Source organism: Pseudoxanthobacter sp. M-2 (assembly GCF_046156265.1).
In the GTDB taxonomy this organism is placed as follows: Bacteria; Pseudomonadota; Alphaproteobacteria; order Rhizobiales; family Segnochrobactraceae; genus CAMDHY01.
The window spans coordinates 263,816-287,465 of the sequence record NZ_JAWDIR010000044.1; the positions used below are offsets into that span (position 1 = coordinate 263,816).

Genomic DNA, 23,650 nt, shown 5'->3' on the forward strand with positions numbered 1-23,650 from the left:
GCCTCGAGACCGGACCGCCGGGCGGCGGTCCCCAATTCGGCAAAGTGACGGCTCGCCGGGGCGCCCGCGCCGCGAGCCACCGGAGACCGCCGGCGAGAACGCCCGGACAGACCCGTCCGCGCCGTCCGACCGTGCGGCCCTTTAGGGAGGAGTGAGGACCATGAACGATCGCGAAAGGCGTGACTTCGAAGCCGGCCTCGCACAGGAGGTCGATGCTCTGCTGCGCGGGGAACCGACGCGGCGCACCTTCATCACCCGCTTCGGCCAGATGACGGGCATGCTCGCCCTCGGCGGCCCGATGCTCGGCGCGATGACCGACTGGGCGCTCGCCCAGGCCAATCTCGAGCTCGCCGACCCGTCGACGCCGCTCGGCAAGGCGCAGGCGCTGGCGCTCGCCGCCTCCACCGAGGGGCCGACCGACGGCTCCGCCTACCGCGCGGTGCAGGCAGCGAAGCAGTATTCCGGCGTCACGCTCTCGATGACCTATGAGGCCGGACTGCAGGCGCTCGACCCGCGCAACTTCTCCGGGCCGATGTGGGAGCAGCTCACCGGCATCAAGTCGAATGTCGTCGAGCTCTCCAACCCGGACCAGTACTCGAAGGCGGTGGCCGAGCACATCGCCGGCTCCGGCGCCTTCGACGTCCTCGACATCTCTCCGGCCTGGACCCCTTCGCTCGCCGACGGCGGCGTCATCGCCCCGCTCGACGACTACATCAAGGAGTACATGAACCCGGCCGACCTCGAGGACTACCATCCGCTCTACCGCGCCCTGCCGACCTACAAGGGCAAGATCTGGGGCTTCTTCGACGACGGTGACATGTTCGCCCTCTACTACCGCAAGGACATCTTCGAAGACCCGAAGCTGATGGCGGCCTACGAGGCGAAGTTCGACAAGAAACTCGAGGTGCCGAAGACGTGGGAGGACTACGCCCAGGTGGCGCAGTTCATCACCGACCAGATGGCGCCGAACGTCTACGGTGCCGGCCACTTCCGCAAGGCGGGCAGCCCGGGCAACCAGTTCGACTTCCTGCAGCAGTTCCGCGCCAACGGCGGCCAGCTCTTCGACGACAACATGAAGGCGCAGCTGGCCTCGCCCGCCGGCGTCAAGACGCTGCAGAACATGATCGCGGCGAACAACGCCTCGATACCCGGCAACAACGAGCTCGACGCGGTGTCGCTGTGGGCCGCCTTCCTCACCGGCAAGGTGGCGATGATCTACTCGTGGCCGCCGTCGGGGCGCATGGCCGCGAACTACTCGCAGACGGCGACGGCGATCAACTTCATTCCGCAGTCGCAGATCGCCGGCAAGGTTGGATATGCCGTGGTGCCGGGCAATCCGGAGCACGCCACCGGCTTCAGCAAGGCGCTGTCGGCCGACAGCGCCAACCCCGTCGCCGCCTACCTGTTCATGCAGTGGGTGACGTCGCCGCCGGTGTCGCTTGCCCGCGTCATGCTGCCCTACGCGCTGCGCGATCCCTACCGCCTTTCGCACTTCAAGTCGGAGCTCTATGCCGATCTCTTCCCGGGCGCGAAGGACTACCTGCGGACGCTGAACAACTCGGCGAACGTCGGCCTGCTCGATCCGATCATGCCCGGCGCACAGGACTACTTCCTGAGCCTCGATCGCATGGCGACGGCGGTGTGGGCGGGCGCCGACCCGCAGCAGTCGCTGGAGACGGCAGCGGCGGAATGGGACGCCACCACCGAGCGGCTCGGCGTCGACAGCCAGAAGGCGTTTTATGTCGAGTTCCTGAAGCTGCCCGGCTCCACCGCCGACAACACGGTGGAGAAACTCGGCCAGGCCGTCGTTATCGACTGACGGGGGGAGGCAGCGGCGCCGTCGGGTGTCCGGCGGCGCCGCACCGTCACGCGCCGCGCGTGGGCTCCGGCCCGCGCGCGGCGGTCGACCTTGACCGGCGACCCGCCGGTTTCGACCCGGGAACGAGATGGCAGAGACGCTCACCACTTTCCGCCAGATGCCGCTTCGCCACCCGCGGCCCCGCACCGCGGGCTTCTCGGCGTGGTGCGACCGGCACTTCAAGTGGCTCCTCGTCGCGCCGGCGGTGGTGCTGATCCTGGCGCTGTCGATCTATCCGCTGCTGTTCTCGCTCGTCGTCTCGTTCATCAACTACGACTTCCAGGTCCCCGGCCACGCCTTCGTCGGGCTGAAGAACTTCGAGCGCGTCGTCTTCGATCCCGTCGCACGCTGGTCGCTGGTGCTGACGGCGGCGCTGTCGTTCTCGTGCGTGGCGATCGAGTTCCTGCTCGGGCTCGCCATCGCCATGGCGATGGTGAAGAGCTTCCGCGGCCGCGGCCTCGTCATGTCGATCCTGATCGTGCCCTTGTTCATCAGCCCGGTGATCGTCGGGCAGGCGTGGACGCTGCTGCTGCAGCGCCCGTTCGGCCCGACCAACTACATCCTGACGCAGCTCCTCGGCCAGGAGGTGACGATCAGCTGGCTGACCGAGCGGCCATGGATCTACATCTCGCTGATCATCGCCGACGTCTGGCAGTGGACGCCGTTCATGTTCGTCATCCTGCTCGCCGGGCTGACCTCGATCCCGCCCAACCTCTACGAGGCGGCCGAGCTCGACGGCGTCGACGGCTGGCAGGCGTTCACGGCGATCACGCTGCCGCACCTCGCCCCGATGATCCTGCTCGCCATCACCTTCCGCCTGCTCGACGCGATCCGCTTGTTCGACACCATCTTCATCATGACGGGCGGCGGGCCGGGGACGCAGACCTATACGGCGTCCTACTATCTCTACACGGTGGGCTTCACGCAGTTTCACCTGTCGCAGGCAACGGCCGGAAGCTGGCTGTTCCTGATCTTCACCGCGGCGGTGGTGACCTTCCTCGTCCGCCGCCTGCTCAAGGCGGAGGTGGCGTGATGGCGGTCGCGGCTGCCCCCCGCCCGCGCCGCCGCCGGCGGTTCCCGACCGCGACGATCGCCCGCGTCCTCTTGCTCGGCTTCTTCCTGATCTTCGTGCTGTGGCCGATCTACTGGATGTTCAACACGTCGATCAAGCCGAGCGACGATTACCTGGCGATCCCGCCGGTGTGGTTCCCGGACGAACCGACGATCATCCACTACACGGCGGCGCTGTTCACCTACCGGGGCCTGCAGGGTCTCATCAACAGCCTGATCGTCTCTTCAGCGGCGACGGCTCTGTCGGCCCTGCTCGGCACGCTGATGGCCTACAGCCTGGCGCGCTTCAACACCGGCGGGCCGCATCTGTCGTTCTGGGTGCTGTCGCAGCGCTTCCTGCCGCCGATCGCCATCGTTCTGCCGATCTTCCTGATCTACCGCAACATCGGCATCTACGACACCCACATCGGCCTGATCCTCGCCTATACGGTGTTCACCCTGCCGGTGACGGTGTGGATGATGTTCGCCTACTTTCGGCAGATGCCGCGGTCGATGGAGGATGCGGCACTCGTCGACGGCTGCACGCGCTGGCAGGCGTTCTGGAAGGTGGCGGTGCCGCTCGCCGCCCCCGGCATCGTCGCCGCCGCTGTGTTCGCCTTCATCGCCTGCTGGACCGAGTTCTTCTTCGCGCTGCTGCTCACGAGCCGCGATGCCTTCACGCTGCCGACGGTGTTCCGCGCCTTCATCGGCTTCCAGGGCGCCCAGTACGGCGAGGCGGCGGCGCTCGCCATCGTCTCGCTCGGGCCGTCGATCGCACTCGGCGTGCTGGCGCAGCGCCACCTCGTGCGCGGGCTGACCCTCGGCGCCGTGCGCGGCTGACCGCAACCCACAGGGAGGAAGACGCCGCCGATGGCCCCCGTTCGTATCGTCGGTCTGCACAAGCGCTATGGCGGCTTCCATGCCGTCCGCGGCATTGACCTCGACATCGCCGACGGCGAGTTCACCGTGCTCGTCGGCCCGTCCGGCTGCGGCAAGAGCACGTTGCTGCGCACCATCGCCGGGCTGGAAGACATCAGCGAGGGCGAGATCTGGATCGGCGGCGAGGTCGTCAACGACATGCGCCCGCGCGACCGCGACGTGGCGATGGTGTTCCAGGACTACGCGCTCTACCCGCACATGAGCGTCGAGAAGAACATCGGCTTCGGCCTCAAGGCCCGCAAGCTGCCGAAGGCCGAGATCGACACGCGCGTCGCCGCGGCGGCGAAGATGCTCGGCATCGTGCCGCTGTTGCAGCGCCTGCCGCGGCAGCTCTCGGGCGGACAGCGCCAGCGCGTCGCCATCGGCCGGGCGATCGTCCGCGACCCGCAGATCTTCCTGTTCGACGAGCCCCTCTCCAACCTCGACGCGCAGCTGCGCGACGAGATGCGCGGCGAGATCAAGCGGCTCCACCAGGAGATCGGCACGACGATGATCTACGTCACCCACGACCAGATCGAGGCGATGACGCTCGCCGACCGGATCGTGCTGATGCGTGACGGGGTCATCGAGCAGCAGGGCTCGCCGCTCGACTTGTTCGAGCGGCCGGCGACGCGCTTCGTCGCGGGCTTCCTCGGCTCGCCGAAGATGGGCTTCCTGCCCGGGCGGCTGGCGCGGGGCGGGGAGGGGGACCGCGTGGTGCTCGCCGACGGGGCGACCTCGCTGCCGCTGCCGGTCGGCCGCATTCTCTACGGCGCCGCCGACGGCAGCCCCGTGCTGCTCGGCCTCAGGCCCGAGCACATGACGCGGGCGCAGGGCGAGGCGCCGCCGCCGGGCGTCGCCCGCCTCGACGCCACCATCGAGCTCATCCAGCCGACCGGCTCGCGCAGCTACGCGACGTTCCGGCTCGGTGGCGAGCCCGTGATGGCCGAGCTGCAGGCCCACGACGTCAGCCGGCCGGGCGAGCACGTCGCGATCGACATCAACCTCAACCGTGCCGCCGTCTTCGATGCGGCGAGCGAGCGGGCGCTCTAGGGGAGGCGAGGATGCAGCCGGACACGAGCCGCGCGGTGCGCCTCTGCGGCACCGAGACGACCGACCCGCCGACGCGCACGCTGCACGCGGGGCCGCTGTCGGCCGAGTTCGAGAACGGCGCGCTGCGGACGATACGCATCGCCGGCGTCGAGGTGATCCGCGCCATCGCCTTCCTGGTGCGCGACGAGAACTGGGGCACGTTCACGCCGGCGATCGACGGGCTCGCCATCGAGGAGGACGACACCGGTTTCCGCGTCCACTACCGCGCCACCTGCGCCGATGCGAAGCGCAAGCTTGTCTATTCGGCGGCAATCGTCGGCACGCCCGACGGCTCGCTTTCCTTCTCCGCCGTCGCCGAGCCGGTGACGGACGTCGAGACCAACCGCACCGGCTTCATCGTGCTGCATCCCGTCGAGGGCGTATCCGGCCGGCCGGTGAAGGTCGAGCACACGGACGGGAGCACGGAGGTCTCGACGTTTCCGGCGCTGATCGACCCGGTGCAGCCCTTTCTCGACATCCGCGCGCTGTCGCACGAGGCGCTGCCCGGCGTCTGGGTGACCTGCCGGATGGAAGGCGACGCCTTCGAGATGGAGGACCAGCGCAACTGGAGCGACGCCTCCTACAAGACATACGTCCGCCCGCTCGCCCGCCCGTGGCCCTATGTGCTGAAGGCCGGGGAGGCGCTCCGGCAGTCCGTGACGCTGACGGTGTCCGGCACGCTGCCGGCCGTCACGGCCGCCGGTTCGGACGGACTCGTGGTCGAGATCGGCGGCGAGAGCGGCGGCACGATGCCGGCGATCGGCCTCGGCGTGCCGGCGGCGGAAGCCGAGAACGCGCTCGCGGTTGCGCCGCTCGTGCGGGCGCTTGGCCCGCGACACCTCGTCTGCGCCTTCGATGCCCGCGGCAACGGCGCCGACGTGCTCACCGCCTATCGCGACCTCGGTGAGAAGACCGGTGCGGCGATCGTCCTCGAGGCCGTGATCGCCGGCGACGATCCCAACGCCGAGCTCGCGGCGCTGGCGGAGGCCGTGCGGTCGGCTGCGCTGCCGCTCGCCGGGCTGACGGTGTCGCCGGCGGCGGACCTGCGCTCGATCCTGCCGGGCACGCCGTGGCCTCCGGTCGCCCCGGCTGAGGCGATCGCCGCTGCGGCCCGCGCGGCCTTCCCCGGCGTGCCGCTCGGCGGCGGCATGCTGTCCTACTTCACCGAGCTCAACCGCAAGCGCCCGCCGGCGGGGCTGCTCGACTACGTCACCCACACGACGTGCCCGATCGTCCACGCCGCCGACGACCGCTCGGTGATGGAGACGCTGGAGGCGATGCCGTCGATCCTCGCCTCGACGCGGGCCTTCATCGTCGACACGCCCTATCGCATCGGCCCGTCGGCCATCGGCTGCCGGCAGAACCCGTACGGCAAGGCGACGACGCCGAACCCGCGCGACGAGCGCGTCTGCCTCGCCGAGAATGACCCGCGCCAGCGCGGCCTGTTCAACGCCGCCTGGACGCTCGCCTACGTCGCCGCCTGCGCCCGCGGCGGTGTCGAGGCGGTGGCGATGAGCGCGCCGACGGGACCGTTCGGCGTGCTGCACCGGAAGGGCGAGGCGCCGAAGCCGGGCTTCGACGGCACGGCCGATGCGCTCTATCCGGTGTTCCACGCGCTTGCAGCGCTGGCCGGCCTGTCGGGCAAGCCTCTGCTCGAGGCGACGGTGTCACGGGCAGGGCGAGTGGCGGTCCTTGCCGTGGCCGACGCCGACGGTGGCAAGACGCTGCTTCTCGCCAACCTGACGGCCGTGCCACAGACCGTGCGCCTGGCGTCTGCCGGCGCCGGCGCGACGGCCGCCGTGCTCGACGCCGACAGCCTCGCCCGCACCACCGGTGACCCGGCGGCACTCGCCACGCTTGCCGGGCCCCTCGGCGACACGCTGACCCTCGACGCCTACGCGGTCGCGAAGGTGCGTCTGCCGGCGGTTTGAACCGGCGAGCTACACCCGCCCCTTGAGGGGGTGGGTCGACGCGCGGAGCGCGGCGGGGCGGGGTGACCCGCGGGCGGGAGCCCGCGCATGACCCTCAAACCTCGCCGATGTCGCAGCTTTTCCCGCCGCCTCCCGGCGGCGCCACCCCACCCCGGCGACCTTTGGTCGCCGACCCTCCCCCTCAAGGGGAGGGTGGCCTTGTGCATCTTGCGCTGGGTCGGCGCTCTTCTCGCGACCATCACAAGCCGCCTAAACCTCCCCCACCACCCCACGGAACCGCCGCGGCTCCGGCTGCGTTTGCGATGCGCCGTGTGCGCTGCAGCAGCGCCGGCTCCGAGGGGACACCGATGCGCACCGATCCGATTTCGTCGACCGCCGGCTCTGCCACCACCATCGAGCCGGGCGAGCCCTATCCGCTCGGTGCGACGTCCATCGAGGGTGGTACCAATTTCGCGGTGTTCTCCGACCATGCCGAGCGCATCGAGCTCTGCCTCTACAGCGAGGACGGCGCGACCGAGGTGGCCCGCTACGACCTGCCGGAGTGCACCGACGGCTCGTGGCACGGCTTCATCCCCGGCGTCGGCGCCGGCACGACCTACGGCTACCGCGTCCACGGCCCCTGGGCGCCGGAGGCGGGCCACCGCTTCAATCCGGCCAAGCTGCTGATCGACCCGTACGCGCGCGAGCTCGTTGGTCCGCTCACCTGGGACGACGCGCTGTTCGGCTACACGGTCGGGCCTGATCCGGACGCCGACCTGACGCGGGACGATCGCGACAGTTCGAGGTTCATCCCGAAGGGTCGCATCGACGGCACGCTGCAGCGCCGGCGGCCGCCGCGCCGGGTCGCCTGGTCGCAATCGATCGTCTACGAGGCGCACGTCCGCGGCCTGACGATGCGCCATCCGCTGATCGCCGAGGACATCCGCGGCACCTTCGCTGCGCTCGGCGCCCCGCCGATGGTCGAGTACCTCAAGCGTCTCGGCATCACGACGCTCGAGCTCCTGCCGGTGCAGGCCTTCCTGCAGGATCGCCACCTGCTCGAGCGCGGCCTGTCGAACTACTGGGGCTATAACACGCTGTCCTTTTTCGCACCGGAGCCGCGCTATCTCGGGCCGGGCGGGCGCGACGAGATCGTCGGGGCGGTGGAGCGGCTGGCGACGGCCGGCATCGAGGTCATCCTCGACGTCGTCTACAACCACACCTGCGAGGGCAACCACCTCGGGCCGACGCTGTCGTGGCGCGGGTTCGACAACACCGCCTACTACCGGCTGATGCCCGACCAGCCGCGCTACTACGACGACCTCACCGGCACCGGCAATTCGCTCGATACCAACCACCCGCGCGTCCTGCAGATGGTGATGGACAGCCTGCGCCTGTGGGCGAGCGAATACGGCATCGGCGGTTTCCGCTTCGACCTCGCCACCACCCTCGGTCGACGCCCGGACGGGTTCGATCCCGGCCATCCCTTCTTCCACGCCATCCTGCAGGATCCGCTGCTGGGGCGCCTGAAACTGATCGCCGAGCCGTGGGACGTCGGCCCGGGCGGCTACCAGCTCGGCAACTTCCCCGCCGGCTTCTCGGAGTGGAACGGCGACTACCGCGACGTCGTGCGCGACTTCTGGAGCGGCCGCGACGGCACCATGCCGGACTTCGCCCGCCGCTTCGCCGCCTCGAGCGACCTCTTCGCCGACAACCGGCGGCGGCCGTGGTCGAGTGTCAACTTCGTCACCGCCCACGACGGCTTCACGCTCGCCGACGTCGTCTCCTACAACGAGAAGCACAACGAGGCGAACGGCGAGGACGGGCGCGACGGCCACGACGACAACCGCAGTTGGAACTGCGGCGCCGAGGGTGAGACTGACGACGCCGGCATCATCGCGTTGCGCAACCAGCAGAAGCGCAACTATCTCGCCACCCTGATGCTGTCGCAGGGCGTGCCGATGCTGCTCGCCGGCGACGAATGCGGCAACTCGCAGGGCGGCAACAACAACGCCTACTGCCAGGACAACGAGATCGGCTGGATCGACTGGCACGACGCGGATCCGGATCTGATCGCCTTCGTCCGCAAGCTGATCGACTTCCGCCAAAGCCGCTCGGCGATCAACCGCTCGGAATTCCTCACCGGCTCCCGCGACGACCGCGGCCGGCCGGACGTCACCTGGTACTCAGCCGGTGGTCAGCGCATGAGCGAGGAGGAGTGGCAGAACTCGCACGTGAAGTGCCTGTCCGTGCGGCTGTCGCCGAAGGACGTGCGCGAGCCGATGGTGCTCGTGATGCTGAACGGCGCCCACAACGGCGTCGAGTTCACCGTGCCCGGCAGCGACACCCGCTGGCATCTCGTCATCACCACCGTCGACCGCGAGGCGCACGGTGAGAACCGAGCCTCCGGCGAGACGGTGACGCTGGCCGGACGCTCGCTGGTGGTCTGGGAGCAACTGGCGTGACGGCGGCGGCCGCTGCCGCTGCGTCGGCGGGCCATCGCCCGCTGACGATGACCTATCGCCTGCAGTTCGGTGAGGATCTCGGCTTCGACGCCGCCGCCGACCTCGTGCCGCATCTCGAGCGCCTCGGCGTCAGCCACGTCTACGCGTCGCCGATCGCCAAGGCGCGGCCGGGCTCGACGCACGGATATGACGTCATCGACCCGACGGTGGTTTCGCCGGTCCTCGGCGGCCGCGAGGCGCTGGAGCGATTTGTCGAGCGACTGCATGCCCATGGCATGGGGCTGATCCTCGACATCGTGCCGAACCACATGGCGGCGCACCCTGACAATGCGGCGTGGGTGGAAACCCTGGAGCTCGGGCCGTCATCGCCCTCGGCCGCGGTCTTCGACTTCGACTGGTCGTTGCCGCAGATCGACCTGCCGCGGCTCGAGGCCGACCTCGCTACGTGCCTCGCGACGGGCAGCCTGACCCTGCGGCTCGACGCGTCGCGGGGGCGCGTGCTGCTCGTCCATCACGATACGCGCCTGCCGCTGCGGCCGCGCACCGTCGCGACTCTGATCGGGGAAGCGGCGGACGGGGACGACGATGGCGACCTGCGGGACGCCGCCGGCGCGTGGGGAAGCCTCGACGGCAACGCCGCGGACGCGGCGACGGTCCAGATGACCCGGGCCCGGCTCGGCGTGGCGCTCGCCGCCGCGCCCGACGCGGCCGGCCGCATCGAGCGCCGCCTCGCCGCTCTCGCCGAGAGGGAGCAACCGCGCCTGCTGGCGATGCTCGATGACCAGCACTGGCGCGTCGACGACTGGCGCTCGCGCAGCGAGGCGATCGGCTACCGCCGTTTCTTCGAGATCGACGATCTCGTCGGCGTCCGCGTCGAGGACCCCGCGGTGTTCGACCTGATGCATGCCTTGCCGATCGACCTCGTCCGTAGCGGCCTCGTCGACGGCCTGCGCGTCGACCATATCGACGGCCTCGCCGACCCGGCCGCCTATGCCGCCACCCTGCGGCGTGCCGTCGGAAACCGGGCCACGGTGCACGTCGAGAAGATCCTCATCGGCGAGGAGGACCTGCGGCCGTGGCCGGTCGACGGCACCACCGGCTACGAGACGCTGAACTGGATCAACGGCCTGTTCGTCGATCGCGCCGGCTACGACCGGCTGGTGCAGGCGGCGCGCGAGGACGTTCCGGACCTCGCGGACCCCGCCCGCGTCTATGGCGCCAAGCGCGAGATGCTCGACCGTGCCTTCCGGCCGGACCTGCTCCGCCTCTCGGCGCTGGCCGCCAATGCGCTGGGCGAAAACGATGCCTCGGCCATCGAGGAAGCCGTCGCCGCCCTGGCCTGCGCCTTCCCCGTCTATCGCAGCTATCTCGTCGGGGACCACCCCGCCGATGGACCGGACCTCGCCCTCCTGAACGACGCTCTGGAGGCGGCCTGCCGCGAGGCGCCGGACCATGAGGAGGCGATCGAGCGGGTGGCGCGGCTGCTCGCGATCGGCAAGGGCGAGGCGGCCACGGCGTTCCGCGTGCGCTTCCAGCAGTTCACCGGCGCGCTGATGGCGAAGGGCTACGAGGACACTGAGCTCTACCGCAGCGTCGCGCTGGCGTCGGCGAACGAGGTGGGTGGCGAAATCGTCGCCCCCGCCCTGTCGCCCGACCAGGCACACGCCCACTTCGCCGCCCGCCAGCGCGACTGGCCGCGGGCGCTGACGCCGCTGTCGACCCACGACACCAAGCGCAGCGGCGACGTGCGCGCCCGCCTCGACGTGCTGACGGAAGAGCCCGATAGGTGGCTCTCGACGGTCGAGCGTTGGCGGGAGATGACGGCAAAGTTCGTCACTGACGGTGTCGATGGCCGGATGCCCGACCGGCTCGACCAGTCGATCATCTTCCAGGCGCTCGCCGGCGCCTGGCCGATCGACAGCGAGCGGCTCTCGGGCTTCGTCGTCAAGGCGCTCAGGGAAGCCAAGCGCCGCAGCGACTGGATCGACCCCAACGAGGACTACGAGAAGGCGGCCGTCGCCTTTGCCACGGCGCTGGTCGACGATCCCGCGGCGGAGGCCTTCCGGTCCGACTTCACAGCCTACCTGCCGGCGCTGGTGCGGGCCGGGCGCGCGAACAGCCTCGCCCAGACCGTCATCCAGATGACGGCGCCGGGCGTCCCCGACCTCTTCCAGGGCACCGAGCGCTTCGACCTGTCGCTGGTCGATCCGGACAACCGCCGGCCGATCGACTGGGCTCGGCTGTCCGCCGCCGACTTCGACGCCGCCCCCGACGATGTCCGCGACGACGTGGAAGGGCTCTCCAAGACGTCGACGATCGCCGCTCTCGGTGCGCTCCGCCGCCAGCGCCCCTCGCTGTTCGAGGGGGGCGCCTATGTCCCGGTGGAGGCGACCCGCGACGGGGCGGCGAGCGGCGACGTGTTCGCCTTCGCACGCACCGACGAGGCGGGCGCCGTGCTCACCGTCGCGGCCCTGCGCGGCCGGGCGGCGGAGAACGGGCTCCTCGCCGAGACGGCGCTCGCTCTGCCGGAGGACCTGCACGGGACCTGGCAGGACGTGGTCAGCGCGCGCCCGATCGTACTCGGGCCCAACTCGCCGCTCTCGGCGCTGCTCTCGCCCGGCCGACCCGCCGCCGTGCTCCTGCGCACCTGACGGCGGGGGCGTCGACGGCACCCGCCGCGTGGCGGGCAACGATCGGCCGGCCCGCGGGTTTGGTTGCTACCCTTCGCTTCCCCCGTGCTTGCCGGAGCCGACATGAACCACCAGGCCACCTGTGAACAGGACACCCGTGACGCCGCGCGCTCCCCGACGTTCGGCGACCCGCCGATGACCTACGGCGCCCACCTGACCGGAGCCGGATGCCGCTTCCGTGTCTGGGCTCCTGACCACGCCGCCGTCTCGGTGGTGGTCGATGGGCAGCGCCACCCGCTCCGGCGGGATGCGGACGGCACCCACTTCGGCGAGGTCGCGGGCGTCGCCGCCGGCGCCCGCTACGGGTTCGCCTTTGGCGACGGCGAACAGGTGCTGCCCGATCCGGCCTCCCGCTCGCAACCGGACGGCCCTCACGGCCTCAGTGCCGTGGTCGATCCGACGACGTTCGCCTGGACCGATGCGACCTGGCGCGGCATCGAGCTGCCGGGGCAGGTGCTGATGGAGGTCCACATCGGAACCTTCACGGGGGCCGGGACGTGGGCGGCGGCGGCTGAGCGGCTGCCGGACCTCGTCGACGTCGGCGTCACCGTGATCGAGATGATGCCGGTGAACGATTTCCCCGGCCGCTTCGGCTGGGGCTACGACGGCGTCGGCCTCTACGCGCCGGTGGCGCTCTATGGCGAGCCTGACGACCTGCGCCGTTTCGTCGACCGCGCCCACGCCCTCGGCCTCGGGGTCATCCTCGACGTCGTCTACAACCACCTCGGCCCCGACGGCAATTATGTGCCGCAGTTCGGCAAGTCGATCTTCAACGACCGCCGCAACGACTGGGGCGACGTCCTCAACTTCGATGCGGGCGACGTGGCGCCGATCCGCCGCTTCTTCATCGACAACGCCGCCTACTGGATCCGCGAGTTCCACTTCGACGGCCTGCGGCTCGATGCGACGCAGGAGATACACGACACCTCGCCCGTGCACATCGTGGCGGAGATCGGGGCGGCGGCACGGGCCGCGGCGGGCGAGCGCTCGATCATCCTCGTCGCCGAGAACGAGCCCCAGGACAGCCGCCTGCTCGCCCCGATGTCGCAGGGCGGCTGCGGCCTCGACGCGCTGTGGAACGACGACTTCCATCACGCAGCCCACGTCGCCCTCACCGAGCGCCGGGAGGCCTACTATTCCGATTATGACGGCAGCGCCCGCGAGATCGCCGACAGCCTGGCCTACGGCTTCCTGATGCAGGGCCAGCGCTCGTCGTGGCAGAAGAACCCGCGCGGCACCCCCGTCCTGCGCACGCCGCCGATGCGCTTCGTCAGCTTCCTCGAGAATCACGACCAGGTCGCGAATTCCGGCGACGGCCGGCGCCTCTCCGATCTCGCCCAGCCGGCCCGGCTGCGCGCCTTCACCGCCGTCATGCTGCTCGGCCCGCAGACGCCGATGCTGTGGCAGGGGCAGGAGTTCGCCGCCTCCACGCCGTTCCTCTACTTCGCGGATCATCCCGGGGCGGTGGGCGAGGGGGCCCGCAAGGGCCGCCGCGAGTTCCTGACCCAGTTCCCGTCGCTGATCGGCGCCGACCTCGACGACCCCGTCGCCGAGGAGACCTTCCGGCGCAGCGTCCTCGACTGGCGCGACCGCGACCGCAACGCCCACTGGGTCGCCCTTCACCGCGAACTGCTGCGCCTGCGCCGCGAGGATCCGGTGCTGCGCCTGCAGGGCGCGGCAGGGCTGCTCACCAGCGCGGAGCGCGACCTGGCGATCATCCGGCTCCTCGGCGAGGACGCGGCGGACGACCGGCTGATCGTCGTCAACCTCGGCGTCGATGCGCCGGTGCCGATCTCGACGCCGCTGCTCGCCCCGCCCGACCGCGCGGGCTGGCGTCTTCTCTGGTCGAGCGAGGACCCCGCCTATGGCGGCGGTGGCACGCCGGCCGAACCGTTTTCGGCGGACTGGCGCTTCCCCGGAAACTCCACCCTGCTGTTTGCCGGAGTATCGAGCCGATGACCGAAGACGTCCCGCGCTGGTGGCAGAGCGGCCTCATCTACCAGATCTACCCGCGCTCCTTTCAGGACAGCGACGGCAACGGCATCGGCGATCTCGTCGGTATCCGCCAGCGCCTCGATTATCTGCAGGATCTCGGGGTCGACGCGATATGGCTGTCGCCGATGTTCGTCTCGCCGATGAAGGACTTCGGCTACGACGTCGCCGACTACTGCGCGATTGATCCGCGCTTCGGCACCATGGAGGATTTCGAGGCGCTGCTCGCGGATGCGAGGGGCCGCGGCATCCGCATCATCCTCGACCTCGTGCCGAACCACACCTCCGACCAGCACGCCTGGTTCAGGGAGGCACGATCGTCGCGGGACAACCCCAAGCGCGACTGGTACCTGTGGTCCGACCCCGCCCCGAACGGCGGACGGCCCAACAACTGGCTGTCGGAGTTCGGCGGGCCGGCGTGGGCGTTCGATGCGGCCACCGACCAGTACTACTACCACGCCTTCCTGCCGGAGCAGCCGGACCTCAACTGGCGCAATCCAGACGTCCGCGCGGCGATCTACGATGTCATGCGCTTCTGGCTCGGCAAGGGCGTTGGCGGCTTCCGGGTCGACGTGCTGTGGCATTTGCTGAAGGATGACGCGCGCCGCGACAACCCGGCCAACCCCGGCTGGCACGAGGGCATGTCGCCGACGCAGCGACTGCTGCCGATCTACACCACCGACCTGCCGGACATGCAGAGCATCGTGCGGGAGATGCGCGCGGTCGTCGACGAGTTCGACGAGCGCGTGCTGATCGGCGAGCTCTACCTGCCGATCGAGCGGCTGGTGCGCTACTACGGCGAGGAGTTGGATGGCGCGCACCTGCCGTTCAACTTCGCGCTGATCGAGGCGCCCTGGCACGCCCGCGAGCTTGACCGCCTGATCCGCGACTACGAGGCGGCGGTGCCGCACGGTGGCTGGCCGAACTGGGTGCTCGGCAACCACGACAAGCCGCGCATCGCCGGCCGTGTCGGCGTCCGGCAGGCGCGTGTCGCCGCCATGCTACTGCTAACGCTGCGCGGCACGCCGACGCTCTACTACGGCGACGAGATCGGCATGCCGCAGGCGACCCTGTCGGGTGTCGAGTCCCGCGACCCGGTGGAGCGCAACGTCCCCGGCTTCGGCCTCGGCCGCGACGGCTGCCGCACGCCGATGCAGTGGGACACGTCGCCCAATGCCGGCTTCACCACCGGCACCCCGTGGCTGCCGATCGCCACCGACGATCCCGCCGTGACGGTCGCCGGCCAGGCCGGCTATCCCGGTTCGATGCTGGCGTTGCACAAGCGGCTGATCGACCACCGCCGGCGCCACCCGGCGCTGTCGGTCGGCGGCTTCCATCCGCTCGCCGCGGATGGCGACGTCCTGCTCTATCAGCGCGAGCACGGCGGTGAGCGGTTCCTGGTGGCGCTCAACCTCGGCCCGACCGAGGCCGACGTGGGGCTGGAAACCTCGGTGCGGGCGCGGGTCGCAATCGCCACCGAGCCGCAGCGTGAAGGCGAGACGATCGCCGGAACGTTCACGCTCGGCCCCGACGAGGGCCTCGTCCTCGAACTCCTCGACTGACGCTCCCCGACACGGCCGACGGCACGAACGAGAAGGGCGGGAGGCCATCGGCCTCCCGCCCTTTTTCATTGGCCCGATGGGCGCGCGGTCAGCCGAAGCGGCCACTCGCGTGGGCGAGCAGGGTGTAGACCTTGCCCGTGTCCGAGGCGAGGTAGCCGCGGCGGCGGCCGTCGCTGTCGGCGGCCCCGTCGAGATCGTCGAGCAGGCGGTCGAAGTCGTCCACATACTGGTCTACGACGGCGCGGAACTCCTCGTTGCGGGCGTACTTGCGACGGATCTCGTCGAAGGTCTGCTGGCCGCGCATCGTGTAGAGGCGACGGGTGAAGACGCCGGCCTCGCCATGCTCGTAGCGCGCCCACAGGTCGGCGTAGCTCTCGTCGTCGATGGCGCGGGCGATGTCGCCCGAGACGCCGTCGAAGGAGGGCACCACCGGGGCGCGGTCTCCGTCGCGATCGGCGACGATCGGCGGCGGTGCCTCGTCCTCGGCCGACTCGTCCTCGAAGGGCGGATCGGAGGCGCGGCGGAGCAGGTCGGTGATCCAGCCGCGGCCGCCGGTCGGACGGTCGTCCTCCTCGTCCTCGTGGGCGGGCGTCGTCAGCACCGGACGCGGCGGAACCGGCTCGGGGGCGATCGGCGGGGCAACGCGGGCGGGCTCGCGCGCCGGGCGGGCGGGGCGCGGCTCGTCGATCACGGCGGACGTCACGTTCGCCGGACCGGTGATGCGGCCTCCGTCGGGACCAGCCACGGCGAGCGCCGCGCTCTGGCGGGAGACGATGCCCGACAGCATCTCCAGCGCCTGCAACTGGCCGGACACGGCCTTCCGCATCGCCTCGGTGCTCTCGCGCGCCTCCTCCGGCAGCTCGAACAGGCCGCGACGGATTTCCGCGCGGGTCGCCTCGAGCTCCTGGCGCATCTCGGTGGCGCCGCGCTCGAGCTGCTGCGCGAGCTCGCTGTAGCGCTCCGTGATCTCCGAGATCGCCCGCGTCGTCTCCTCGACGATGGTGATCTGGGCGAGACGGATCGCCTCGCGGGCCCGCTCGCCTTCGCGATCGGCCGTCTCCTGCATTCCCTCGAGGCCGGTGCCAAGCGACCGCGTCGCCGACTCCGCACTCTCGGTGAGGGCGCGCGTCGCGGTCTCCGTCAGGTCCTCGATGCTGCGGGCGACGGTGTCGGTCGCCCCGTGCAGGGCGGCCGTCGCACCCGTCACCGAGTGCGTGATCGCCTCGGCGGTGCAGCGCGCCTTCGCCTCGGCAGCCGCGATCGCCTCGCCGACCTGGCCCGCGAAGGACCGCATCAGCGCCTCGATCGACTCCGTCTTGAAGAGCAGCGTCGAGGCGAGGTCGTCGATGGCGACGCGACGATCCTCGAGCGTCTGCTCGACGGCGCGGTTCGACGATTCCAGCCGGCGGGCGGCGTCCATCAGGGCGACGCGGCCGTTCTCCAGCGTCGCCTCGAGCTGGCGGTGGGTGCCCTCGATCTCCTGGGCGGCGTCACCGAGGACGCGGTTCTGCGCCTCGATGCGGTTGGCGACGGCAGTGAACTCCTTGAGCGACGTCGAGGCGACGGCGTCGAGGCGGCCGGTCTCCTCCGCCATCGCGGCGGCGGAGCGGGCGGCACCCTCGACGGCCCGGCCGACGACGTCGCCGAAGCTCGCGGCCTGGCGGCCGATCTCGCCCTCGACGCCGCCGAGGTCCTCACTGGCGGTCGCGACCGCCTTCTCGAACGAGCCGGTGACCATGCGCAGGTCGGAGAGCACCCGCTCGATCTGGCCCTGGGCCCGCGCGGTGGCGTCGGCGACGCCGGCGAGCGACGCCTCGCCGGTCTGCGACAGCGCCCGGGCCGCTTCGGCCGAGTGGGTGCGGATGCGCTCGACCAGGGCGTCGCCCTCGTTGCCGATCTCGCGCGCCACGACCTCGCGGGCGTTGGCGATCTCGTCGCGGAAGCGCTCCGTAGACTGCCCGATCGCCTCGACCAGCACGCTGTCCTCGGCGTTGAGCAGGGTGGCGAGCTCGCCGGCGCGGGCGGCCAGCATCGCATCGACCGAGTGCGACGACTGCGCCAGACGACGGGCGAGCTCCTCGAGCGCCGAGCCGACGAGGGCCCGGGCGCGGCTCGTCTCGGAGGCGAGCACCTCGGCCGCCTCCCGCGAACCGTCCTCGAGGGTGGTGCGCATCCGCTCGACCTCGGCGCCGATCACCGCGGCGGCGCTCTCGGCGTCGCCGGTGACGGCGGCGCGGACGCGCTCGCTCTCGTTCGCCAGGAGCTCGGACGCCTCGCGCGATCCGTCCTGCAGGGCTGCGCGCATGCGCTCGACCTGCTCGGCGATCACCTCGGCAGCGGCCGATGCGTCGCCGGTGACGGCGGCGCGGGTGCGGTGGCTCTCGGTCGCCAGCACGTCGGCGGCGAGCTGGGCCCCCTCGGTGAGGGTGGAGCGGACGCGCTCGCTTTCCGCCGTCAGGAGGTGGGCGGCCGTCTGCATGTCGTTCGTGACCGAAGCCCGGACGCGGCTGCTCTCCTCGGCGAGGATGCCGGCGGCGGCTCGCGCCTCTTCGCCGAGGAGGCCGCGGAGCCGGTCGCCCTCGGCGGCGAGGATCGCCGCCGCGGCGCGGACCTCGTCCGTGACACCGGTGCGCATGCGGTCGCCCTCGGAGCCGAGCAGGTCGGCGGCGACGCGGATGTCGTCGGTGACGGTGGCGCGGACGCGGTCGCTCTCGGCGGCCAGGATGTCGGCGGCGGCCCGGATGTCGTCGCCGACCGTGGTGCGGACGCGCTCGCCTTCGACCGACAGCAGCTCGGTTGCGGCGCGAAGCTCGCCGACGACGCCGTGGCGGACCCGCTCGCCCTCGCTGACGAGCAGGCGGGCGGCGGCCTGGGTCTCCGCCGTGAGGGCGGTCCGGGTCTGCTCGCCGGCATTCGCCATCAGCTCGACGGCGCTGCGCGTCTCTTCGCCGACGGTGGTGCGCAGGCGCTCGCTCTCGGACGCCATCGTCTCGACGGCGGCGTGCGCCTCGTCGGTGAGCGTGCGGCGCGCCCGGTCGGATTCGACCAGGAGAGCCTGCACGACCTCGCCGGCAGCGGCGATGAGGGTGCGACGGGTCTCGTCGGCACGCGCCGTCAGCGATTCCGTCATCGCGTTCAGCGTGCCTTCCAGCGCCGACCGGGTGCGGTCGGTCTCGCTGCCGATGTTGCCCAGCACATGGGTGACCGACGCCTCGGTGCGGTCGGCGCCGTCCGTCAGGGCGGCGATGATCGCCTCGGTGCGGTGGCGCAGCGTGCCTTCGAGCGCCACGGCGCGGGCTTCCACGGTATCGGCCGTGGCGGCGAGCTCCTCGGCGAGGATCTGGCGGATGCGCTCGACGCGTTCGCCGAAGGTGCCGCTGATCGATTCCGCATGGCCGGCGAGCGTGGCGTTGACCCGCTCGAAGGTCGAGGTGAGCGTCGTCTCGAGGTCGGTGTGGCCGGAGGCGACCGCCTGCACGAAGTCGCGGGTGCGGGCGAGCAGGGTCTCGCTCAGCTCGCGGGCGCGGCTGTCGAGGGCGTCCTCGACCCGGCGCGTCCGCGTCTCGATGATCGAGACGACGTTGTCGCTCGCCGTGGCCATGCGCGAGGCAAGCGATTCGGTGCGGGCCTCGATCGCCGCGTCGAAGGCCTCGGCGCGCTCGGCGATGGCGCTGTCGAGGGCCTGGGTGCGGTCGGAGAAGGCCGTCTCCAGCGACGTCGTACGGGCGCCGAGGATGCCGTCGAGGCGGCCGACGCCCTCGTCGACCGTGCGGTTGAGGGTGTCGATGCGGCTGTCGACGAGGCGGGCGACGTCGGTCGAGAACTGCTCGATCGGCCGCCCGATCGCGTCGGTGCGCTCCGACAGCGTCTGCTCGAGGATGACGAGACGGTCGGAGAGGATGCGGTCGAGCTCCTCGGTGCGCATGCCGAGCGTGGCCGTGAGGCCCTCGGCGCGCACCGTGATGAGCTCGCGCAGCGTCTCGACGTCGCGCGAGATGCGGTCGCCGATCTCGCCGGAGCGGGAGGCGAGCGTCTCGGCGGCGGCGGTGGCGGCGGTGGTGATGTCCTCGGTGGCGCGGTGGCTGCGCTCGCCGATGAGGCGGGCCACCTCGGCGCCGGCCGTGCCGAAGACGTGGGCGACGTCGGCGGTCTGGCGCGACAGCGTGTGGCCGATGCCCTCCACTGCCTCGTCGACGGAGGAGCGGAAGAACGTGCTGCGGCTCTCGAGCACGGCGGCGAGCGACAGCTCGCGGTCGCGCAGCGCCTCTTCCAGCGCCTGTGCACGGCCGACCATCGCGTCCTCGATGCGGTGGCTCGCCTGCTCCAGGCGATCGGCGACTTCGGTGCCGTTGGCGCCGACGATCGTACCGAGGCGGTCGGTCGTCTCCTCCAGGCGGCTCGTCAGCGCGTCGGCGCGGAGCTGCAGGTCGAGCGAGATGGAGTCGCCCGTGCCCTTCAGCACGTCGGAGATGCGGTCGACCTGGGTGGTGATGGCCATGACCATCTCGTCGCCGCGCGAGGCCATCGCCTCGGACGTGCGCACCGACTGCGCCGTGACAGCGTCGTCGAGCGAGCGCAGGGCGTCGGTGAGGGTGTCGCGGACGTCGGTGGTGCGGGCGAGCACCGTCTCAGTGACGCGCGAGCCGGTCTCGTCGAGCGTCCGCTGCAGGGCGTCGACGCTCTCGCGCATGTCGCCGAGCTGGCGCGTCGTCACCTCGGTGGTCGAGCGCCCGACCTCGGTGATCAGCGCCTCGATCTCGGCGATGCGCTCGCGCACCAGGGTGGAGACGGTCGAGCCGGCGGCGTCGATCGCGCTTTCGAAGCCGGCGACGCGGTCGCCGAGCGCCGTGGTGACGCGCTCGGTGCTCTCGCCGAGCGAGCCTTCCAGCGTGGCGACGCGGCTCGCCAGCGCCTCGGTGACCGTGGCGCCGGACTGTGCCAGCGCGTCGGTCAGGCCGGAGACCGTGCCCGACAGGCTGTCGGCGACCGTGCGGCCGGTCTCGGCCAGGCTGCTCTCGATGCTGCCGACGCGCTCGGTGAGCGTCTCGGTGAGGCGGCTGCCGGCGACGTCGATCGCCTCTTCGAGCGAGATCACCTGCGAGGACAGCGTCCGGGTGACGCGGTCGCCGGTGCCGGTGATGGAAGCCTCCAGGCCGCCGACGCGGTCGTCGAGGACGGCGATGACCGCCTGGCCGGCCGTGGTGATCGAGGTCTCGATGTCGGCGACGCGCGCGGTGAGCGCATCGGTGACGCCGGAGCCTGCGGTGTGGATGGCGCTCTCGAGGCTGCCGACGCGGGTCTCCAGCGTCGAGACGACGATGTCGCCGGTGTTGGTGAGGGACGATTCGATCTCGGCGACGCGCACCGTCAGCGTGTCGGTGACGAAGGCGCCGGCGCTGCGGATCGAGCCTTCCAGACCGCCGACGCGCTCGTCGAGGACGCTGACGACGGCGCGGCTCGCCTCCGCCATCGTCGCCTCGATCGAGGCGACGCGGTCGGTGAGGCTGTCGGTGACCGACGCACCCGCGTCGCGGATCGCCGTCTCGAGGCTGCCGACCCGGCCGTCGAGGGTGGAGACGACGACGTCGCAGGTGGTGGTGATGGTCGCCTCGATCTCGCCGACGCGCGCGGTGAGGGCATCGGTGACGGAGGCACCGGCGCCGCGCAGCGCGCTCTCCAGCGCCTCGACGCGGCCTTCCATGCTGCCGACGACGGCCTCGCCGGTCGCCGACAGGGACACCTCGACGTCCGCGGCGCGGGCGGCGAGCGCGTCGGTGACGCGGGTGCCGGCCGACAGGATGGAGGATTCGAGCCCGATGACGCGCTCGGACAGCGAGGCGGTGATGCTGCCGGAGACGGCGGTGATCGCCTCCTCGAACTCGGCGGCGCGCACGGTCAGCGTGTCGTTGACGATCGAGCCGGCCGAGGTGATGGCGGTCTCGAGCGAGGTAACGCGGTCGCCGATCGTGTCGGTGAGCGAATGGGTGACGGTGGTGATCGAGGTCTCCAGCGCGCCGACGCGGCCGGCGAGCATGTCGGCGGCCTCGGTGCTGGCGCGGTCGATGACCGCCTCGAGCCCGGCGATGCGGTCGCCGAGCGAGGTCGCGACGACCTCGGTGGTGGAGGTGATCTTCGCCTCGAGGCCGCTCGTCTGGGCGACGAGGGTGCCGGTGAGGGTGCTGCCGGCGTCGTCGATGGTGCGCTGCAGCTCGCCGACGCGGTCGGAGAGCGTCGCCGCGACGCTGACACCGGCCGAGGTGATGGCGCCCTCGAGGTTGATGATGCGGCCCTGCAGGTCGTCGATCAGCCGCTCGCCGGTCTCGGTGAAGCCGGCCTGCAGCTCGCCGACGCGGGCGGTGAGCTCACCGGTCACGGCTGCACCCGCCGAGGCGATCGTCGCGGTGACGCGCTCGCCGGTGTCGTTGAAGGTGCGGTCGAGCGCGGACAGGCGCTCGTCGATGGCGCCGACGATGCGGGCGCTCGTCTCGGTGAGCGAGCTGTCGATCTCGACGAGGCGGGTGTCGAGCGTCGTCAGGATCTGGTCGGAGCGGCCGGTGACGGTGGCGATCAGGCGATCGGTCGAATCGCCCAGCGTGCCGCCGATGGCGTCGATGCGGGTCTCGACGGTCTGAATGACGCTCTCGCCGGTCGAGGCGAGGCGCTCGGCGACTTCGTTGGCGCGCACCACGAGCGTCTCGACGACGCCCTTGCCGGTCCGCTCGATGGCGTTGTCGACCTCGTTGCCGATGGCGCGCAGCTGCTCGCTGACCTGCGTCGAGGCGCTGGTGAGGCGCTCGGCGACCTCGGAGCCCTGCCGGCCGATGAGGCCGGCGACGTCGCCACCGGCCTTGTCGATGCCGTCGCTGACGAGGCGGGCCTCGGCGCGGATGCGCTCGACGAAGTCCTCGCCGCGGCTGGTCAGCGTGTCGTTGAGGTTGTCGCTCGCCGAGGTCATCGAGAAGGCGATCTTCGAGGCCCGCTCGTCCACCATCGTGGTGAAGCGCGCCGCCGCCGCGTCGATGTCGACGGTGAGCCGCTCGCTGGTCGACTTCAGGTCGTCGGCGAGCGCGCGGTGGGCGCCGGAAATGGCGGCGCGCAGGCGCTCGGCATTATTGGTGACAGCCTCGCGCTCGTTGACGAGCTCGGAGATCAGGCCCCGCACCTTCAGCTCGTTGTCGCCGAAGGAGCGCTCGAGGGCCGACACCTCGTTGTGGATCATCACCTCGAGTTCGCTCGCCCGGGCGAGAACGCGCTCGATGCCGTCGCCCATGGCGGCGAGCTCGCGGCGCACCGTCTGGCCGGCGGCGACCACCGCCTCGGTGCCGACGCTCTCGGGCTCGGAGAAGCGGCCGGCCGCGTCGACCATCGCGGCGGCGGCGATCCGCATCTCCTGGCCGCGGCGGGCGAAGCCGGCGAGCACGAAGGCGAGGATGACCGGCAGCAGCGCGGTGCCGATCAGGAAGACGGTCTCCGGGCGGGCGAACAGGCCGGGGATGTCCACCGGCGGCGTCAGGAGCGGGCCGAGAGTGCTCTGGGCGGCGTAGGCGCAGAGCGCCAGCCACACGACCGAGAAGAGAGCGGCGAGCCAGGTCGGCAGGGAGGAGGGGCGCTCCCGCACCGTGGCGGCGGCGACGCGGCGGTCGTCGTTCGCGGCCGTGCGCGGCGGCGTGAGGGCCCGGCGGGGCTCTGCGGGCGCCGGTGCGGCGGCGATCGCAGCCACGGGCGCCTCCGGCTCATCGGGTTCGGTGGGGGCGGGCAGGGGATCGGCGGCGAGCGCCTCGGCGAGCGCCTGGGCGTGCACCTCTTCGGAGCTCGCGGGAGCGGGTTCGGAGCCGAAATCGAGCTTCAACGCCTCTTCGACGGCAGAAAGCGCCACTTCCGCCGGATCCTTGGCGTGCTGATTCTGGATGGCCATGACCGTCTGTCGCCTCGCGCCGTACTCACTACCGTTCGGCCGCCGATCGCGCCCCGGTTGGGAGGCGACCGTCCGAACTCCGTCACTTCGAACCGCGGTTTATCCGCCCGCCGGCGGTGTCGACTGCCACGATCCAACGCCGCCGGAGAGACGGGCAGCGTGGGGCGGATCGTAATGAATCGTTAGGAATTCTGAAAC

Annotated in this window: 10 protein-coding genes; 9 read left to right on the forward strand and 1 reads right to left on the reverse strand. The window is 71.3% G+C overall.

From position 1 onward, the window contains the following. The first annotated feature begins 160 nt into the window (after nucleotides 1-160). The 9 genes from RUR49_RS20995 (at nucleotide 161) to RUR49_RS21035 (ending at nucleotide 15,537) form a co-directional block, all read left to right on the forward strand. A complete protein-coding gene (locus tag RUR49_RS20995) occupies nucleotides 161-1,819 on the forward strand; it encodes an extracellular solute-binding protein (protein ID WP_409148383.1) in 1,659 nt (552 codons plus the stop codon). 127 nt (nucleotides 1,820-1,946) lie between these two features. Then, nucleotides 1,947-2,891 carry a carbohydrate ABC transporter permease gene (locus tag RUR49_RS21000; protein WP_409148384.1) on the forward strand — a complete coding sequence of 315 codons (945 nt, stop codon included), beginning with the start codon at nucleotides 1,947-1,949 and terminating at the stop codon, nucleotides 2,889-2,891. After that, nucleotides 2,891-3,748: a carbohydrate ABC transporter permease gene (locus RUR49_RS21005; protein WP_409148385.1), complete on the forward strand. Its 858-nt coding sequence runs from the start codon at nucleotides 2,891-2,893 to the stop codon at nucleotides 3,746-3,748. The genes RUR49_RS21000 and RUR49_RS21005 overlap by 1 nt, the downstream gene beginning before the upstream one ends. 30 nt (nucleotides 3,749-3,778) lie before the next feature. Continuing rightward, nucleotides 3,779-4,879: an ABC transporter ATP-binding protein gene (locus RUR49_RS21010; RefSeq protein ID WP_409148386.1), complete on the forward strand. Its 1,101-nt coding sequence runs from the start codon at nucleotides 3,779-3,781 to the stop codon at nucleotides 4,877-4,879. Between the two features lie 11 nt (nucleotides 4,880-4,890). Beyond that, a complete protein-coding gene (locus RUR49_RS21015) occupies nucleotides 4,891-6,849 on the forward strand; it encodes a hypothetical protein (RefSeq protein WP_409148387.1) in 1,959 nt (652 codons plus the stop codon). 347 nt (nucleotides 6,850-7,196) lie between these two features. Next, nucleotides 7,197-9,293, forward strand: a complete 2,097-nt coding sequence (gene glgX / locus RUR49_RS21020) for a glycogen debranching protein GlgX (protein ID WP_409148388.1) — start codon at nucleotides 7,197-7,199, stop codon at nucleotides 9,291-9,293. Further along, on the forward strand, nucleotides 9,290-11,944 hold the full coding sequence (gene treY / locus RUR49_RS21025) for a malto-oligosyltrehalose synthase (RefSeq protein WP_409148389.1): 2,655 nt from the start codon (nucleotides 9,290-9,292) through the stop codon (nucleotides 11,942-11,944). Before glgX ends, treY begins: the two co-directional genes overlap by 4 nt. 102 nt (nucleotides 11,945-12,046) lie before the next feature. Then, nucleotides 12,047-13,942 carry a malto-oligosyltrehalose trehalohydrolase gene (gene treZ, locus RUR49_RS21030; protein WP_409148390.1) on the forward strand — a complete coding sequence of 632 codons (1,896 nt, stop codon included), beginning with the start codon at nucleotides 12,047-12,049 and terminating at the stop codon, nucleotides 13,940-13,942. Beyond that, nucleotides 13,939-15,537 carry an alpha-amylase family glycosyl hydrolase gene (locus RUR49_RS21035; RefSeq protein WP_409148391.1) on the forward strand — a complete coding sequence of 533 codons (1,599 nt, stop codon included), beginning with the start codon at nucleotides 13,939-13,941 and terminating at the stop codon, nucleotides 15,535-15,537. Before treZ ends, RUR49_RS21035 begins: the two co-directional genes overlap by 4 nt. Before the next feature lie 88 nt (nucleotides 15,538-15,625). Here the strand turns inward: RUR49_RS21035 and RUR49_RS21040 are convergent, their stop codons facing one another. Then, nucleotides 15,626-23,452, reverse strand: coding sequence for a hypothetical protein (locus RUR49_RS21040; protein WP_409148392.1), 7,827 nt, complete (start codon nucleotides 23,450-23,452; stop codon nucleotides 15,626-15,628). Between the last annotated feature and the right edge of the window lie 198 nt (nucleotides 23,453-23,650).